15 protein-coding genes and 1 riboswitch are annotated in these 14,913 nt (G+C 53.1%); of the genes, 10 read left to right on the top strand and 5 right to left on the bottom strand.

Annotation, left to right across the window (positions count from 1 at the left end):
* Window positions 1-19: 19 nt before the first annotated feature.
* Window positions 20-931, bottom strand: a complete 912-nt coding sequence (locus AC0LWT_RS01745) for a TIGR01777 family oxidoreductase (protein ID WP_474679481.1) — start codon at window positions 929-931, stop codon at window positions 20-22.
* Window positions 932-1,084: 153 nt separating this feature from the next.
* On the opposite strand from AC0LWT_RS01745, the gene AC0LWT_RS01740 reads away from it, so the two are divergent.
* The 8 genes from AC0LWT_RS01740 to AC0LWT_RS01705 all read left to right on the top strand — a co-directional run bounded on the left by AC0LWT_RS01740 (window position 1,085) and on the right by AC0LWT_RS01705 (window position 9,145).
* Window positions 1,085-2,077, top strand: a complete 993-nt coding sequence (locus AC0LWT_RS01740) for a glycine-rich domain-containing protein (RefSeq protein WP_474679480.1) — start codon at window positions 1,085-1,087, stop codon at window positions 2,075-2,077.
* A gap of 927 nt (window positions 2,078-3,004) precedes the next feature.
* The gene (locus AC0LWT_RS01735; protein WP_474679479.1) at window positions 3,005-4,228 is read left to right on the top strand and encodes an MDR family MFS transporter; all 1,224 of its coding nucleotides are present in this window, start codon (window positions 3,005-3,007) and stop codon (window positions 4,226-4,228) included.
* A gap of 122 nt (window positions 4,229-4,350) precedes the next feature.
* Window positions 4,351-4,443: riboswitch (cyclic di-GMP riboswitch) on the top strand.
* Between the two features lie 92 nt (window positions 4,444-4,535).
* Window positions 4,536-4,841: a hypothetical protein gene (locus tag AC0LWT_RS01730; protein ID WP_474679478.1), complete on the top strand. Its 306-nt coding sequence runs from the start codon at window positions 4,536-4,538 to the stop codon at window positions 4,839-4,841.
* A gap of 141 nt (window positions 4,842-4,982) precedes the next feature.
* Window positions 4,983-5,897 (top strand): DHH family phosphoesterase, encoded by a 915-nt coding sequence (locus AC0LWT_RS01725; RefSeq protein ID WP_474679477.1) that lies wholly within the window; start codon window positions 4,983-4,985, stop codon window positions 5,895-5,897.
* 137 nt (window positions 5,898-6,034) lie between these two features.
* The gene (gloA2, locus tag AC0LWT_RS01720) at window positions 6,035-6,427 is read left to right on the top strand and encodes an SMU1112c/YaeR family gloxylase I-like metalloprotein (RefSeq protein WP_474679476.1); all 393 of its coding nucleotides are present in this window, start codon (window positions 6,035-6,037) and stop codon (window positions 6,425-6,427) included.
* Window positions 6,417-6,542, top strand: a complete 126-nt coding sequence (locus tag AC0LWT_RS01715; RefSeq protein WP_474679475.1) for a hypothetical protein — start codon at window positions 6,417-6,419, stop codon at window positions 6,540-6,542. The genes gloA2 and AC0LWT_RS01715 overlap by 11 nt, the downstream gene beginning before the upstream one ends.
* Window positions 6,543-7,345: 803 nt before the next feature.
* Complete coding sequence (locus tag AC0LWT_RS01710) at window positions 7,346-8,221, top strand: GyrI-like domain-containing protein (protein ID WP_474679474.1); 876 nt, start codon at window positions 7,346-7,348, stop codon at window positions 8,219-8,221.
* A 33-nt stretch (window positions 8,222-8,254) separates the two neighbouring features.
* The gene (locus tag AC0LWT_RS01705) at window positions 8,255-9,145 is read left to right on the top strand and encodes an alpha/beta hydrolase family protein (protein ID WP_474679473.1); all 891 of its coding nucleotides are present in this window, start codon (window positions 8,255-8,257) and stop codon (window positions 9,143-9,145) included.
* A 529-nt stretch (window positions 9,146-9,674) separates the two neighbouring features.
* Here the strand turns inward: AC0LWT_RS01705 and AC0LWT_RS01700 are convergent.
* Window positions 9,675-10,826: a THUMP domain-containing class I SAM-dependent RNA methyltransferase gene (locus AC0LWT_RS01700; RefSeq protein ID WP_474679472.1), complete on the bottom strand. Its 1,152-nt coding sequence runs from the start codon at window positions 10,824-10,826 to the stop codon at window positions 9,675-9,677.
* A gap of 206 nt (window positions 10,827-11,032) precedes the next feature.
* On the opposite strand from AC0LWT_RS01700, the gene AC0LWT_RS01695 reads away from it, so the two are divergent.
* Window positions 11,033-11,668 carry an O-methyltransferase gene (locus AC0LWT_RS01695; protein WP_474679471.1) on the top strand — a complete coding sequence of 212 codons (636 nt, stop codon included), beginning with the start codon at window positions 11,033-11,035 and terminating at the stop codon, window positions 11,666-11,668.
* Between the two features lie 87 nt (window positions 11,669-11,755).
* Here the strand turns inward: AC0LWT_RS01695 and AC0LWT_RS01690 are convergent, their stop codons facing one another.
* The gene (locus tag AC0LWT_RS01690; RefSeq protein ID WP_474679470.1) at window positions 11,756-11,962 is read right to left on the bottom strand and encodes a hypothetical protein; all 207 of its coding nucleotides are present in this window, start codon (window positions 11,960-11,962) and stop codon (window positions 11,756-11,758) included.
* 53 nt (window positions 11,963-12,015) lie between these two features.
* Complete coding sequence (locus AC0LWT_RS01685) at window positions 12,016-13,230, bottom strand: MFS transporter (protein WP_474679469.1); 1,215 nt, start codon at window positions 13,228-13,230, stop codon at window positions 12,016-12,018.
* A 126-nt stretch (window positions 13,231-13,356) separates the two neighbouring features.
* Here AC0LWT_RS01685 and AC0LWT_RS01680 point away from each other — a divergent pair, with 126 nt between their 5' ends.
* Window positions 13,357-13,932 carry a spore coat protein gene (locus AC0LWT_RS01680; RefSeq protein ID WP_474679468.1) on the top strand — a complete coding sequence of 192 codons (576 nt, stop codon included), beginning with the start codon at window positions 13,357-13,359 and terminating at the stop codon, window positions 13,930-13,932.
* 66 nt (window positions 13,933-13,998) lie between these two features.
* Here the strand turns inward: AC0LWT_RS01680 and AC0LWT_RS01675 are convergent, their stop codons facing one another.
* Entirely contained in the window at window positions 13,999-14,799 is an 801-nt protein-coding gene (locus tag AC0LWT_RS01675; RefSeq protein WP_474679467.1) for a metallophosphoesterase family protein, read from the bottom strand.
* Between the last annotated feature and the right edge of the window lie 114 nt (window positions 14,800-14,913).

Genomic DNA, 14,913 nt, shown 5'->3' with positions numbered 1-14,913 from the left:
AAGCCGGCTGCCGATGGAATCAACCCCGCCCGGCAACGTCTGCCAGCGCCTCGTCGATCGTCGGATAAGTGAAGACGAATCCGTGTTCAAGCAGCGCCCGCGGCAGCACCTTCTGCCCTTTCAGCAAAAGCTCCGACAGTTCGCCGAATAGCAGCTTTAAAGCGAAAGCGGGCAGAGGAACAAAGTTCGGCCGGTGCATCGACCGCGCCAGTACGCGTCCGAATTGTTCGTTCGTCACCGGATTCGGAGCCGTAGCATTGACAGGGCCGCTGATCTCCTCGTGCCGGATGCAGAAGTCGATCAGCCTGATCATATCTTCGATATGAATCCAGGATATCCACTGCCTGCCGCTTCCGATTTTGCCGCCCACGCCGAACTTGTAGGGGAGCGCCATTGGCGGCAAAGCGCCTTCTTTGCGGTCCAGGACGAGCCCTACCCGGATTTTCACGAGCCGCATTCCTTGAATTTGATCCGCCGCCCCTTCCCATTGCTCCACGACGTTCGAGAGATAATCGACAAGACGATGCGGGCTCCGCTCGTCGTAAGTATCGCTTTCGGATGTGCCGTAGATGGCTACGCTGGAAGCGTTGACGACGACCTTGGGCTTCACGCTCATGCTTGCGACCCAGTCGGCGACTTGCGCCGCCGCCTTCAGCCGCGACTCGACAATCGTGTGCTTGGCCGCGGCGGTCCAGCGCTGGTTGATCGAAGCGCCGGCGAGGTTGACGATGGCGTCGAAGCCGCCCAAATCGCCCGGCCGGCTCCGCAGCTGCTCCCAGGTAACTGTTTGAACCTGCTGCCCGGAAGCAGGGGAATCCGCATGAGAACCCGCAGAACGGGATATGTTGAGCACTTCGTGGCCTTGCTGCTGCCAATGACGAATCAAGCGGCCTCCGATAAAACCGGTTCCGCCGGTAACGGCTATTTTCATACGATTCCTCCCTCAAGTTTGCTGCGGAAGAGCCTATGCAGCAGGCTGTTTCTTATATTATAGGCAACCTATGAATCGTTTTCCAATTGATATTGTCGGCGTTGTTATCCAGCTAACAATTATGTGTTATATTGGTAACAGGGAGGGATGCCAGTGTTTCGATTTTTATTTGGAAAATCCGGAAAAAAAGCGCCGTCGTACAAACGCAGCCGGCCCGCCAAAAAGCGCTTCGACGCTTCGGAGCTGCCTCAGCAATTAGGACTATTAAGCGGCGTTCCCTTGCAGAACGCGGTAAGAAGGCTGGAGAGCTCGCTTACGTTCGATTTTACGGAACGGATCAAATATCGGGTACAATCCGAATATCCGCAAATGAGCGATGATGAATTTGCCTGCAAATGGTTTGAGTTGAAACGATTTTTTTTGATGAATTTAATTTTGCAGCGAACGCCGATGTTCAGCAGTGAAATTGATGACATATGGCACGAAATGCTGATGTTTACAAGAGAGTACCAACGGTTCGGCGAGCAGTTCGCCGGCGGGGTCATCCATCATTCCCCCGAGCGGGAGCCGAGGGAAATGCCGGGAGAACGAGCCTGGTTCGACTGGGTGTACGCGCATTTGTTCGAATTTGCTCCGAGCAGTGCGGCATGCTGGAACGGCTTTTTCCGGTATCCGCTGGACCGGGAACGGACGGACCTGCTGCGTTCCCGCAGCGAGGAAGAGATCGCTGCGCTTTGGTTCGATACCGGCAAAGCGGACCAGGACCCGGAAATCGCGGACGCGATCCGCTTCCTGGTCAAGCAGGCTGTCGCCGAGGCGGAACGCTCCGCCGACAGCCGTTCCTTCGAAGATACGGGCTGGTCCCGATCTTCGGCGGTTTCAGGCAGCATGCTGCATGTCGCGGCGGCGATGGTTTTTTTCTCCATAGCCGATGCGGCGAATTACAGCAGCGGCATGAACGCCGTGCTGCCCGCGGAAGAGGAGTCCGCCCGCCGGCAAAGCAACTGCTCGGCCTCCGGCTGCGGCGGTTCGACAAGCTGCTCCAGTGATAGCGGCAGCGGCTCAAGCGGCTGCAGCTCCAGCAGCTGCAGTTCATCCGGCTGTTCGTCGGGCTCCAGCTGCGGTTCAGGTTGCGGTTCGAGTTGAAGCCGGCATCGGCCGGGACTGTCCGGTGACGACAAAGCCTCTTGCGAAGCTGGAGAGACTGCCGTAAAACTAGCCTGATTAGGCAGTGCATCCGACAGCCGACGCGGAGAAAATGTGCAAAAGTCAGGCTAATGAGAAAAACGTACATTGGAGAGGCGCATCCCTATTAGCGCGTAGAAAACGTGAACGCGTGGAAACCTGCAATAGTCGGATTGTCGATAAAGTGATGGGTTAGGGGGAACCGAGGGGAGCATTTGGTCGACGGACCGCCGACATGCAGCGCAACACCTCGCGCTGGGAGCTGCGCGAGGTGCGACAGCCGCTCTTCCCCAACCCACGCCTCTTCTGCAAGGGGGAGCGCTACTGAATTGGGGGGGAGGCGGCTTGCCAGGGAGAAAACCTGCGAAAGTGCAGGTTTTTTCTATGCAACGGGTTCATTTTGGCGAAAAGCCTGCGATTGTGCAGGAATTTTCGACGAAAATGAATCTGAGCCCATGTTCACGGCGAAAAGCCTGCACATTTGCAGGAATATTTCGCGGTCAGCGTATCAACCGGGCAAAAGATGTACTTTTGCAGGTTTTCTTCGCGCACCCGGGCGAGATTATGCGACGGACTCCGGTGTGCGGGTTTCTGGGCAGCCGCAGATACGCTTGCAGCGAAACATCCCTGCAAAAGCCCCTCCATGACGCTGGGCGGCGGAACCTATGAAGATGAAAATAGTGCAACGCTAGTTAGTCGGGAGTTACTTTGGTGCATCTGCATATGCGGGACCGTCCGGTTTTCGGCGGCGTAAGTACACTTTTCCTATGAAAATGGGGAAGGTTTTTTTCATATAAAAGAGATGCACGATTGCTAATTTTGTGTATAATAGGATTTTAGGGTTTGTTGACCTGTGGTTAATAATTGTGAGAACAGGAGTCATCTTCCATGAATCGGCTGCGAAGTTTCTTTGCATCTTATCATCCTATTGTACATACTTTGATTCTTGGAACCGTCATGGCCCGGGCGGCGTCTTCGATGAGCCTGCCGTTTTTGGCGATATATTTGGCCAAGCATACTTCCATGAGCGAGGTGGCGATCGGCGTCGTCATCGGCATGGGTTCACTGGCGGGGACGGCGGGGGGGTTCATCGGAGGCGCGCTTTCCGACAGATTCGGGCGCAGAGTGATTATGCTTGCGGCGCTTTTGGGCTGGGCCGTCGTCTTTACGGGCTTTGCCTTCGTCAAGCTGCCGCTGCTGTTCATGCTGCTGAACATGGTCAACGGCTTATGCCGCTCCTTTTATGAGCCCGTATCGCAGGCTTTAATGGCCGACCTCACGGAACCGGACAAAAGGTTCAAAGTTTTTTCCATGCGCTACATGGCGATTAACGTCGGCGTAGCCGTGGGTCCTTTGCTGGGGGCGTATTTCGCGACGCTGGACGGTTCGCTGCCTTTTCTTCTTACGGGCATCGTTTATTTTATTTACCTGGTGACTTTGTGCGTGCTGCTGTCGGTTTTCGGCATCAAGCAAATTGAAGGGGAGAAGAAAGCCCCGGTGACTTTCGCCTCGGCCTGGACCGTTATCCGCAGCGACATTTCTTTCAGATACTACACGATCGGCGGGATTATCGGAGCAATCGGCTATTCGCAGGTGATGGTGACGCTGTCCCAGTATATGCAAAAAAGCTTCGCCGACGGCGTGCAAATGTTCGCGCTGCTCATGAGCGTGAACGCGATAGCGGTGATCGCGATGCAGATTCCGCTGACCCGCTGGGCGGAAAAATACAGCCCGCTTATGGCGGTAACGGTTGGCAACGTCATGTTCGCGCTCGGAGATGTCGGCTTTGCCTTGTCGCATACGACTTTTCTTCTGGTCGTCTCCATGGTCGTTTTTACGATGGGGGAAATTTTGAACTATCCCGCCGCCAGCCTGCTAATCGATAAGCTGGCTCCCGAGCATATGAAAGGAACGTATTTCGGCGCGCAGACGTTTACGAATTTGGGCCATTTTATAGGGCCGTGGGTGGGCGGATTGCTGCTGGTTTATTACGGAGGGCACGTATTGTTCCTCGTTATGGCTGTCGTGACAATAGGCGGAAATTTGTTTTATACGCGCGGATCTCAGCGCTTTCACCGGGTCGGGAATGTGTCTAAAAAAGAACAACTTTGAAAAATGGTTCTAATTACCTAATATAATATTGTAAAATAGGTATAACAGAGTATTCGAATTCGCCAAAACATACCTTATCCTTGATAGTAGTAAAAAGCGATGATTTGACAGCTTTCGATATGGCTCGATAATGGCAAACCTGGCGAAAGCCAGCGACGCAAAGCTACAGGGGCTTCCTTGTTCGTCAGGGGACACGATGCCAGCCAGCAGCCGAAAGTCAGGGCGACGATAACAGTTCCCCCCTCCTTTTCAGACGTAGGTGGGGTTTTGCTTATGAAACAATAAAACAAAGGGAGGATCCAGCAGCATGCAGCCTGAATGGATGCAAAATGAAGAAGAAGTAATTACTTCGCTGTGTGGTAACCATGTTGCCCGTCTGGTACCATCCTCGGATGGACCGAAGTTGATGATTAACCGTGAAGAATACGCGCTGAAAGAAACTTGCTGGGATATAGAAATGTTTCACGGCCGGAGCAGCAGCATTTTGATCTTTTACTGGAAGGGCGAAGTAAAGCTTTCCGTAAAATTTCCGCCGTTATCTCAAGTGGAAGCGTTCCTTTCCAGACTATTCCAATGTCTAACATTCAAAATGAGGACGGTTCAGCCTGTTTAGGCTTACCGTTCTTTTCTTTTGCCTGCGGGGCATTCTAAAGATTTGTTGGATTTGTCAAAAATCGTTGTCACTTGTTGACAGTGACGCTATAATAGATGGAAAATAAAGTAGTTCTGCAGGACTAATTGGAGGATACATAACATGAGGTTGATCACTCGTTCGGATTTTGACGGGCTTGTTTGCGCGATGCTGTTCAAAAAATTGAACATGGTAGACGAAATGAAATTCGTACATCCCAAAGATGTGCAGGACGGCCTGATCGAAGTGACGTCTAACGATATTTTGGCGAACGTTCCTTATGTGCCGGGTTGCGGCCTTTGGTTCGATCATCATTCCAGCGAGTTGGAGCGGATGGGGAAGAGGGTCGAGTTCGAGGGAGAGACGCGGATCGCGCCGAGCGCGGCCAGAGTCGTATACGACTACTACGGGGGCAAAGCCGTTTTCGGCAATATCGACGATATTATGAAAGGCGTGGACAAAGCGGATTCCGCCCAGTTCAGCCAAGAGGATATTTTGAAGCCGCAGGGCTGGGATCTTCTTTCGTTCATTATGGATGCCCGCACCGGGCTCGGACGCTACCGCGATTACCGGATCAGCAACTACCAGTTGATGGAGGACCTCGTGGAGCACTGCGCAACGATGTCTGTCCATGAAATCATGGAACTGCCTGATGTCAAAGAGCGGGTTAACCGTTATTTTGAGCTTGATGCTTTATACCGCGAAATGCTCGGCAAGTACACGCGTACGGAGGGCAATGTCATCGTAACGGATCTCAGAGACGTGGAAACGATTTATCCAGGCAACCGCTTCATGGTCTATGCGCTCTATCCGGAGCAAAATATTTCAATCTGGGTCGTCGACGGGCGCAACAAACAAAACTGCGTAATCGCCTGCGGGCACAGCATCGTCAACCGCACTTCGCAAACGAATATAGGCACGCTCATGCTCAAAAACGGCGGTGGCGGGCATCATGTGGCGGGGACGTGCCAAGTTCCTTACGAAAACGCGAACGAGGTGCTGGAGCAAATTATCGCCACGATGAGAAATGACGGTTAAGAATTAACTTGCAGCCGCAGGAAGGGGAAATCCCGGAGAGCGGCTTTTTTCAGTGATGTTATTGCGCAGGTGAATGCGCTGACGTTATGATAATAGGAGATAGGTGTAGATAAATAGAGAAAACGGAGGGATAGGACGTGAATTTGCAGCGAATTCATCATGTAGCGGTCATTTGCTCGAATTATGAAACATCGAAACGTTTTTATGTCGAGCTGCTTGGGCTCAAGATCATTCACGAATCTTATCGTGAGGAGAGAAAGTCTTACAAGCTCGATTTGCAGATCGGTGATGACGGGCAGATCGAACTGTTTTCTTTTCCCGATCCGCCGGAACGCGTCAACCGCCCGGAAGCGCGCGGACTCAGACATCTTGCATTCGCCGTAGCCGACATGGCCCAGAGCGTCGAAGAGCTTGAAAGCAAAGGCATTTCAGTAGAACCGGTCCGCATCGATCCGATTACGGGAAACAAATTCACGTTCTTTGCAGATCCGGATGGCCTGCCGTTGGAGCTCGTCGAATATGCCGAATAATCCGAATCGGGAAACGGAGCACAAATCCAAGCTGAGCTTTGCCAAAGGCTGCTTGTGGAGCGTGCTGCTGTCGGCGCTGGTGTGGGGTTTGCTGATTTGGTGGTGGCTAAAATAAAAAATCCCCGTCGATTTGCGCCAAAAGCTGCCGCATGCAGCTTCCTGGACAGGTCGTCGCGGGATTTTTTTGCAGACTCGCGGGAGCGGGGCGGAACGTGAGGCATCCCCGTGGACAAGAGGATGAAAATCGATGCATCGGAGCTAAAAAGGAAGACTCGGCTGTCAGAGTTCGAGCATCATTGGCAATGTGCGGAGAAAACCTGCAAAAGTGCATCTTTTTGCTGCTAAATATGCTGCCCACGTGTAATTCCTGCAAATCTGCAGTTTTTTCCGCCACCGTTGCGGGTTGAGCCCTCTCAGAGCGGATAATTCCTGCACATTTGCAGGTTTTTCTCCAAAACTGGCGGTTTTCGCCGAAAAAACCTGCACATTTGCAGTTTTTACAGCAGCAACTCCAGTTAACGAACGGCTGGAATGTGAACCATCGTGCACCGGTCCGGCGAGTTCTGCTCTGCGCTCATTCGGACGGCGAAAAATCGCGCAGGTGTAGAAAGAAAATAAAGTATTAGACTGAAAAATAAAGTTGTAGACTAAGAAAATAAAGATGTAGACCAGGAAAATAAAGTCTTAGACTAACGATGCATCATTAACCGAGGGACGGGCAGATTTGTTTAAAACCAGCGAGACTGAGCAATTTCCAGAGATCGCTCTTTTGGCGAACCGAAGAGTGTGGCTGATCAGGAAACTATCTGCGCTTGGAAAGTAATGTTAGCTGTTGAGTAAAGTGAAATTCCGCAAAAAATATCAAAACAGAGCGTTCCATCTGTCGTAAAGTGAGTATATCGATATGGAGGCATTAAAGTGAATTACAAGGATTTGGTAATCAAGGCCATTACCTATATTGAGGATCATCTGACCGATGAGAGATTAAGCACCAAGGTTATGGAGGCTGCGGGCTATTCGCCGTACCATTTTCACCGGATCTTCCTATCGGTTACGAGAAACTCCGTCTCGGAGTACATACGCAAGCGGAGATTGACACAAGCAGCATACGATTTATTTTATACCAACCAAAGGATCATAGATATTGCCATCCTGTACCGGTTCGAGTCTCAGGAATCCTTCGCCCGAGCCTTTGGGAAAATGTTCTCCATCTCGCCCGGACAATTTCGAAAGCAAAGGGACATGAAGGACACGCTGTTCCGGGCAATGGAGAAGCTTCCTTTGGATGAAGTGGGGCTACAGCATTTGAATGAGAGCGTCTCCCTCGTGCCAGCTATTGTCTGCCTGAATAAGCTGCATCTGGTCGGCATGTCGATACCGGGTGTCAATTCGGACGAAGTCGGAAAGCTATGGCGGAGCTTTAGGCAGCGTTTGTTTGAAATTGAGCGAAAGCCGGATACGGAAGACATATTTTATGCGGTCATTGAACTTACAGGTAGGCAATGGGAAGTCACGTATATCGCTTGTGTCGAGGTGGCTAGCGAGGAGAGTGTAGTTCCCTTGGGAATGGTCGCTAAGCTGCTCCCAGCTGTAACTTATGCGGTTTTTACTCATAAGGGGACATTATCGAGACTCAACGATACGTTCCAGTACATTTATGAAACCTGGTTACCCCATTCAGGCAGCGTTCGTACGAATTACCCGGAGTTTGTGCGTTACGACCATCGATATCTAGGACCGATGAACGAGGATTCGGTATTAGACATCTATATTCCCGTAGGCTCGCCATATTAGGAGTATGTAGCTCAAGGAGAGGAAGAAATCAAGATGAACAAAATAGAAGACATTGTTGAAGGATATGCAGGTTGCTGTGAGGTACAAATTACCGACAACGCATTGAAGGTGACCGTTCCCATGATCGTGATGTATCCGACAGATGCACCGGAACAGACTGATAGGTTAGGGCCGTACTCGTTGGAGGTGGCCAGAGACGCAGCGCCGCTGGAGGGAAAGTTTAGACTAGTCCTCATTTCACACGGTACAGGCGGTTCACCGCTTGTGTACCGGTCGCTCGCTCGGCATTTGGCGCGCAGCGGCTTTATCGTTGGCCTTCTCGAACATCCATTTAATAACCGCAATGATAATAGTTTGGAAGGTACTGTCCAAAACCTCACCTATCGCCCCCGGCACCTTCGCATGGCAGCCGACTGGTTTTTTGAAGATGAGAGGTTTAAGGGTCTTCTACAGCCGGGAGGCTATTCGGTCATCGGGCATTCCATGGGGGGCTACACCGCGCTTGCAGCAGCTGGCGGTATCCCGACCTCCTTCCCTACTGAGAGCCCGGATGGGAAGCCGCAGCAGATCGATATCCCTCATGATTCACGCATCCGGTCCCTGATTTTGCTAGCCCCGGCGTCCGTTTGGTTCCGTAATGAGGGAGCATTAAACAACGTTCGGCTCCCCATTCTCATGTTGGATGCCGAGCGAGACCCTTACGCACTTCCTTTTCACGCGCAGATCATCATGAATGGTGTTGCTGAACCGCAAATGATTCGCTATCGGACGGTGGAGAATGCCGGACATTATTCCTTCCTGACTCCTTTCCCAGCTGAGATGATTTCACCAGCCTTTCCCCCCTCGCAAGACCCTCCCGGCTTTGATCGCGTGCAATTTCACGAAACGCTGAAGGCTGAAGTAGTAGAGTTTCTGTTGACTTAACATTAGGAACAATCACTTTCCGTCGAAATCAAATGTTAACTGAGAGTTCGATTAACTAATCGTTACGCAAACTGGGGAATGTTAGTTCAATATCAGGCTGAAACAGCAGCGGCAGTCTAAGACTTTATTTTCACGTCTTAGTCCGCCGCTGCTTACTTTATTGGAACAGTCTAAAACTTATTTTGCGAAGGCTGCCAAATTAATAATTGAAAAACCACATTAGATCAACAACTCCAGTCTAGAACTTTATTTTCAACGAACAGCAGGAGCTGCATTTCGGCTGAGAAAAGCCTGCGTACGCTGCCGGCAAGCCAGCGGCCCGATTGTGCTTGCGGTGCAGCAGCACGGGTGCGGATTGCCGGGAAAGCGAAGCTGGGCATATCCGCTGGAAAGACGCCCCATCGCCGCAGACTTGGTGGTCGGCCGACCGCCGTCATGCAGCGCAAATCTGAGCGCTAGGAACTGCGTGCGCGGTTGCGCTTTGGAAGCGTCTTTTTGCATGCGCTGGCTGCGCCAAGCCCGGCGGCGGTTACAACGAGCCGGCGGGGTTGCGCGGCGGCAGCGGCCCCAGATACTGGAACAGGTTGCACTCGATCCGGCCGTTGAACAGCTTGCGCTTTTTGTCGGCGCGGCGGCTCATGTAGTGCTCGAGCTGCTGGCTCGGGCTCAGCACGAACACGCTCCACGTGGGCAGCTGCCCCGTGATCGAGCCGAGCTGGCGCAGCGCCAGCTCGACTTCTTTCGGATCACCAAGCCTCTCCCCGTAGGGAGGGTTGGTGATCACGCAGCCATAGTCGCCGCGCGGGCGGGCTTTGGCCACAGGCTCCACGCGCAAGCGGAGCTCCTTGGCCAGCCCGGCCGCCTTGGCGGCGGCCAGGGCGACATCGATGGCTGCGCCGTCGATGTCGCTGCCGACGATGTCCAGCGGGACATCGTCGCGGACAGCGTCGTAGGCCTCGTCGCGGGCCTGCTCCCACAGCTCGGGCGGGACGATGTCCCACGCCTCGCTGGGAAAGCTGCGCCTGAGGCCCGGCGCAATGTTCCACCCGATCATCGCAGCCTCGATCGGGATCGTACCCGACCCGCAGAACGGGTCGTAGAGCGGCCGCTCAGGCCGCCAGCGGCTCAGCAGCACCATCGCTGCAGCCATCGTCTCCTTGAGCGGCGCCTCGGTCACAAGCTTGCGGTAGCCGCGCTTGTGGAGGCTTGGGCCGGTCGTGTCGATAGTCAGCGTCGCCAAGTCGTTCAGCAGCGCGACCTCGATTACGTAGCGCGCGCCGGTTTCGGCAAACCATTCGGTGCCGTAGCGCTGCTTCATTTTTTCCACGACCGCTTTTTTCGCGATTCCTTGGCAGGCGGGCACACTGGAAAGCTGGGATTTATGCGAGCGGCCTTCGACCGGAAACTCTGCGTCGCCGGGGATGAAATCCGGCCAAGGCAGCGCTTTGGTGCCTTCGAACAGCTCGTCAAAGGTGAGCGCGGGAAATTGGCCCATCAGCACGAGAATGCGGTCGGCGGTGCGCAGCCACAGATTGGCCCGGCAAATCGCGAGCGCGTCTCCCTTGAACAGCACGCGGCCGTTTTCGACCGTCACCTCGTTATAGCCGAGATCACGGACTTCCCGTGCGACAATGGCTTCAAGCCCCATCGGGCAAGTGGCAATAAGTTGTAGTTGTGACATGCGGTTATTCCTTTCTATTCTTGAATGCCGGCCTCATGTCTGCCGTGCGGAGCTGCAAACGGACAGATTCGGGGGGCAAGTTGTATATCGGCTGAAAAACTCATACAATTATCAAGTATAGGGCAAACGGTACATACTTACAAACGCAAAAAATGCATGTACGGCGGGAAGTGAGACTCGCTGCTTGCAAAAAGGAGGACCACCCAATGGAAACGAATGCAGCCGAACATTACATGGAGGCTTTGTACGAAGAAGATGCGCAGCTGGAGCGGGTAAAGGAGGGGATCCGTTCGCACAATATGCCTGAAATCTCGATCGCTCCGGGTTACGGAAGACTGCTTACCATGCTGGTCAAAATTACCGGTGCAAAGCGCGTGCTGGAAATCGGGGCGCTGGGAGGATACAGCGGCATTTGCTTGGCCAGAGGCTTGGGAGCTGACGGAAAGCTCGTTTCTTTGGAGCTGAAGCAGGAGTTTGCGGATGTGGCGAAGCGGCATGTCGAAGAGGCGGGTTTTGGCGGGCAGGTGGAATATCGGATCGGCGAGGCGCTGCACCATTTGGCGCAGCTGCGCGAGGAAGGCTCGCGGTTTGATTTTTTCTTTATCGATGCGGATAAGGTCAATTATCCGAACTATTTGGAGCAGGCGATTGCGCTTGCGAACCCGGGGGCGATTATTGCCGGCGACAATACGCTGATGCGCGGCAAAGTGGTCAATCCGAACGAGAACAAAACTTCCGTTCAGGCGATGCGCGAATTCAACCGGCTGATCGCTTCGGACCAGCGTTTGGAGAGTACGATTTTGCCTGCTTACGACGGCCTGGCTTTGGCAATGGTTAAATGAGATAAGCTTTCATCGAAATTTATCGAACAAAAAAAGCACCTTTTGGCAGCTATGGAATTTCAACTGCAAGAGGCGCTTTTTTTCATTTTAAGACGCTTGTTTCATTTCTGTATCGGTTTGGTCGTCCGGACTCCATGGTTCGATTTTTGTAAAATTGGGTGCGGGTTGCCGAGTTGCGACGGGTTTGACAGACGGCAGCTTTTTCGTCTGAACCCCGCCGAGGCTGTTCCAGTAAACCATCAGCAGTTCCGCGAAAAGTACAATAAATACGATTTTTCGCCAGTTCAGCTTCATTGACGGCTTCCTTTCTAAAATATACAGTCAATTCATTTTACCATAATGTGGAATCAAAGGCTATCGTTTTTTAAGCCTTTTTGCGTACTGTAGAGCGTTTTATACACCCACAAAGCATTCAGGAACAGCACGATTGCCGAAGCGATGAAAATTTCGCGGATATTCAGCAGCCCGGAGAGCGCGCCGCCTATCACCGGACCCGTCATATTGCCGAGGCTTAAGGCGCTTGTATTGAAGCTGTAGGAGCGGCTTTCCATGCCGTCGGGCGTGTACTTGCGGATAAGCGCATTGACGGTCGGGAGCAGGCCGCCCATGAAAATGCCGAGCCCGAACCGTGCGGCAAACAGCTGCCATACATTGTGCACGATCGCTTGCGGTACGAAGAGAACGGCTGCTCCGACAAGGCATATGGCCAAAATGCGTTCCGGACCGATCCGGTCCGACAGCTTGCCGAGCACCGGCGAGGCGACCATATTGGAAAAGCCGGTGATGGAGCTGACCAATCCGGCGAAGAAGGCCAGCCCTTCCGTTTGTCCGTGCAGCTCTGCAACGAATAAAGGCATAAGCGGCATCGTGCTGAGCATGGCGAATTGAATGACGAAGGTGACGGCGTAAAGGGCGGGCAGCTGTTTGATATGTTTGAGCTGTCCGAAGCCTTGGATAACGGAAACTTTCGGCTTGGCGGAAGCGCTCTTGACGTCGAATTTTTCTTTCACCAGCCAGGATGTCAACAGCGAAGCGGCAAAAAGCAAAATCCCGGTTATATAAAAAATGTATCTGTAGCCGATCCACTCCGCCAGCAGCCCGCCAATGAACGGTCCCAGAATCGTTCCTGCGACGGCCCCGGATTGCAAAGTTCCCATGGCGAAGCCCATTTTATCTTTGGGCGTATTGGTGGACATCAGCGCGACGGCGGCCGGCGCATACCCGGAGATCGTTCCGTTCAGCATCCGCAAAATCAACAGCTGCCAGGCGCTGGTGGCAAAGCCCATCAAAGTCATGACGACGGCCATGCCGAAGCCGGAACGGAGCAGCATGACCTTGCGGCCGTAACGGTCCGCCAAACCGCCCCAAATCGGTTGGAACAGGAACGAGGTGACAAAATTGCCTGCGAAAATAATGCCGGCCCAAGTCGCCACCTGGTGCGGGTCCTGCATCCCCATTTCTTGCAAATACAGAGGGAGGAACGGCATAATCATCGTCATTCCGCCCATAACCAAAAATTGACCTAGCCAAAGCACGGTTAAATTGACTTGCCAGCGAACCATAAAAATCCCTCTTTTCAAGCTGTAATTGTGACTGAGCATGTATATAATTTCCAAATTGTGGGGAAGTTACGGTTGGCGATTATTCGTCCCTTAGAAACTACCCCAACTCAAAGGAGAAATCAAATTATGCCGTTCGGTGCGCATGAAGCTGTTGAAGTTCATGAAATTTTGTGTGAAAAAATCAATACGATCAATCATTTCTCGCTGTATGCGGAGCAGGCTCAGCATCCGCAGGTCCGCAATCTGATCCAGAACCATTTGCAATCGGAGATCCAGCACTACGATCAATTGGTCGCCTATACACACGACTACAGTGCGGCTAATCGCCAGGGCGGCGCAGCGCAGGGCATGCAGGCTTTCGGCGGCGCCACGCCCCAGCAGATCCAGTACGGGCTGCATCAACCGGCGCAGACGGCTCCCGGCATGCAGGGGCGGTTGAACGATCAGCAGATTTTGAGCGCGGTGCTCGTCTGCCATAAAAACTGCGCCAAAAACGGCATGCAGGCATCGCTCGAATGCGCCGACCCGAACGTGCGGCAAATGCTGCTGAATGGGGCGATTGCAGCGAATCAGCACGCATACGACACGTTCCTGCTGATGAATCAGCAGGGTCAGTACCAGGTGCCGACGATGAACGACCATACGGCCAAAACGCTGCTGCATACGTTTCAGCCTGTCCAGCAGCAGGCGGGCTACATGTAGACTGCTTTTGCATAAAGCATAAAACCCATCAGACTCCTGCCGGCAGCGGAAGTCCGATGGGTTATTTCATTTGTCGACGTCCTTATGAACCAAGGCTGTGGAGAGCTCAAGCTCGTATCTCCGCACGCCCGGCATCTCCGCCGCATAGGCTAGCCGCACAGCACGTTCGATATCGTAGGGTACTCTTATAAACTGTATGGAAAATCCGGCGGCGCTGCCCGTTTGCTCGTCCGATCCGCTTCCCTGGCCTTCTACGACCGCATAGCTGGCCTGCGGTATGCCGTCATAGGGGCATCCCACGCTGCCGATATTGAACAGCAGCAGCCCATCATCCGTCCGTCCGGCGGATTGTTCCTCGGAAGGGTTTTTCATCGTCAGCAAATACGGTACGTGGATATCTCCGTAACCGACGATGTCCGGCGTTCTGGAACCGGACGGAGCTCCGGTCGCTTCCGTATTTTGAAACATGGCCAGACGCTCTTCCTTGGACGATTTCCGCTTTACTCTGTGAAAGATGTTCTTCGAGGAAGCGTGGAACAGACGCAGCAGCTTGCCGCTTAACGGCAGGTCAACGGAAAAAGGCAGCTGCTCCAAATATGCGAGCCGCTGAGCGCCCAGTTGGCGCTGCTGCCACAGCCCGATTTCCGAATCCTGCGTATACGTGATGCCGAGGTCCCAATTCCCCTGAATGACTGTCTCACATGTTTCCCGGATGCGGTCAACCACGTCCGCCGAGTCCGGTCCCTTGCCTACAAGATCCCCGAGACAAATGATTCTGTTGATGCCGCGCTTTTCGATATCGCTCAGTACGGCTTCCAGTGCAGGCATATTTCCGTGAATATCCGATACGATCGCAATTTTTTCCAAGTGTCCTGTTTCCTTTCCGCTTATCCGTTCTGATCGATTCCACTCTTTCTGTTATAACATATCGGAGCGCCGATGTGGTAGTGCAAGCTGTTGTCGGTACCCAGAGCGGGTTTG

Source organism: Paenibacillus sp. sgz302164 (genome assembly GCF_056120505.1).
Note: the sequence above shows the minus strand (reverse complement) of the source record. Positions and strands in the feature narration are given on the sequence as shown.

Bases quoted from the DNA above. Each gene is read 5' to 3' on its own strand.
- AC0LWT_RS01685 (WP_474679469.1), bottom strand. From the start codon at position 13,230: ATGGTTCGCTGGCAAGTCAATTTAACCGTGCTTTGGCTAGGTCAATTT.
- AC0LWT_RS01745 (WP_474679481.1), bottom strand. From the start codon at position 931: ATGAAAATAGCCGTTACCGGCGGAACCGGTTTTATCGGAGGCCGCTTG.
- AC0LWT_RS01700 (WP_474679472.1), bottom strand. From the start codon at position 10,826: ATGTCACAACTACAACTTATTGCCACTTGCCCGATGGGGCTTGAAGCC.
- AC0LWT_RS01735 (WP_474679479.1), top strand. From the start codon at position 3,005: ATGAATCGGCTGCGAAGTTTCTTTGCATCTTATCATCCTATTGTACAT.
- AC0LWT_RS01680 (WP_474679468.1), top strand. From the start codon at position 13,357: ATGCCGTTCGGTGCGCATGAAGCTGTTGAAGTTCATGAAATTTTGTGT.
- AC0LWT_RS01695 (WP_474679471.1), top strand. From the start codon at position 11,033: ATGGAAACGAATGCAGCCGAACATTACATGGAGGCTTTGTACGAAGAA.
- AC0LWT_RS01730 (WP_474679478.1), top strand. From the start codon at position 4,536: ATGCAGCCTGAATGGATGCAAAATGAAGAAGAAGTAATTACTTCGCTG.
- AC0LWT_RS01705 (WP_474679473.1), top strand. From the start codon at position 8,255: ATGAACAAAATAGAAGACATTGTTGAAGGATATGCAGGTTGCTGTGAG.
- AC0LWT_RS01715 (WP_474679475.1), top strand. From the start codon at position 6,417: ATGCCGAATAATCCGAATCGGGAAACGGAGCACAAATCCAAGCTGAGC.
- AC0LWT_RS01725 (WP_474679477.1), top strand. From the start codon at position 4,983: ATGAGGTTGATCACTCGTTCGGATTTTGACGGGCTTGTTTGCGCGATG.
- AC0LWT_RS01690 (WP_474679470.1), bottom strand. From the start codon at position 11,962: ATGAAGCTGAACTGGCGAAAAATCGTATTTATTGTACTTTTCGCGGAA.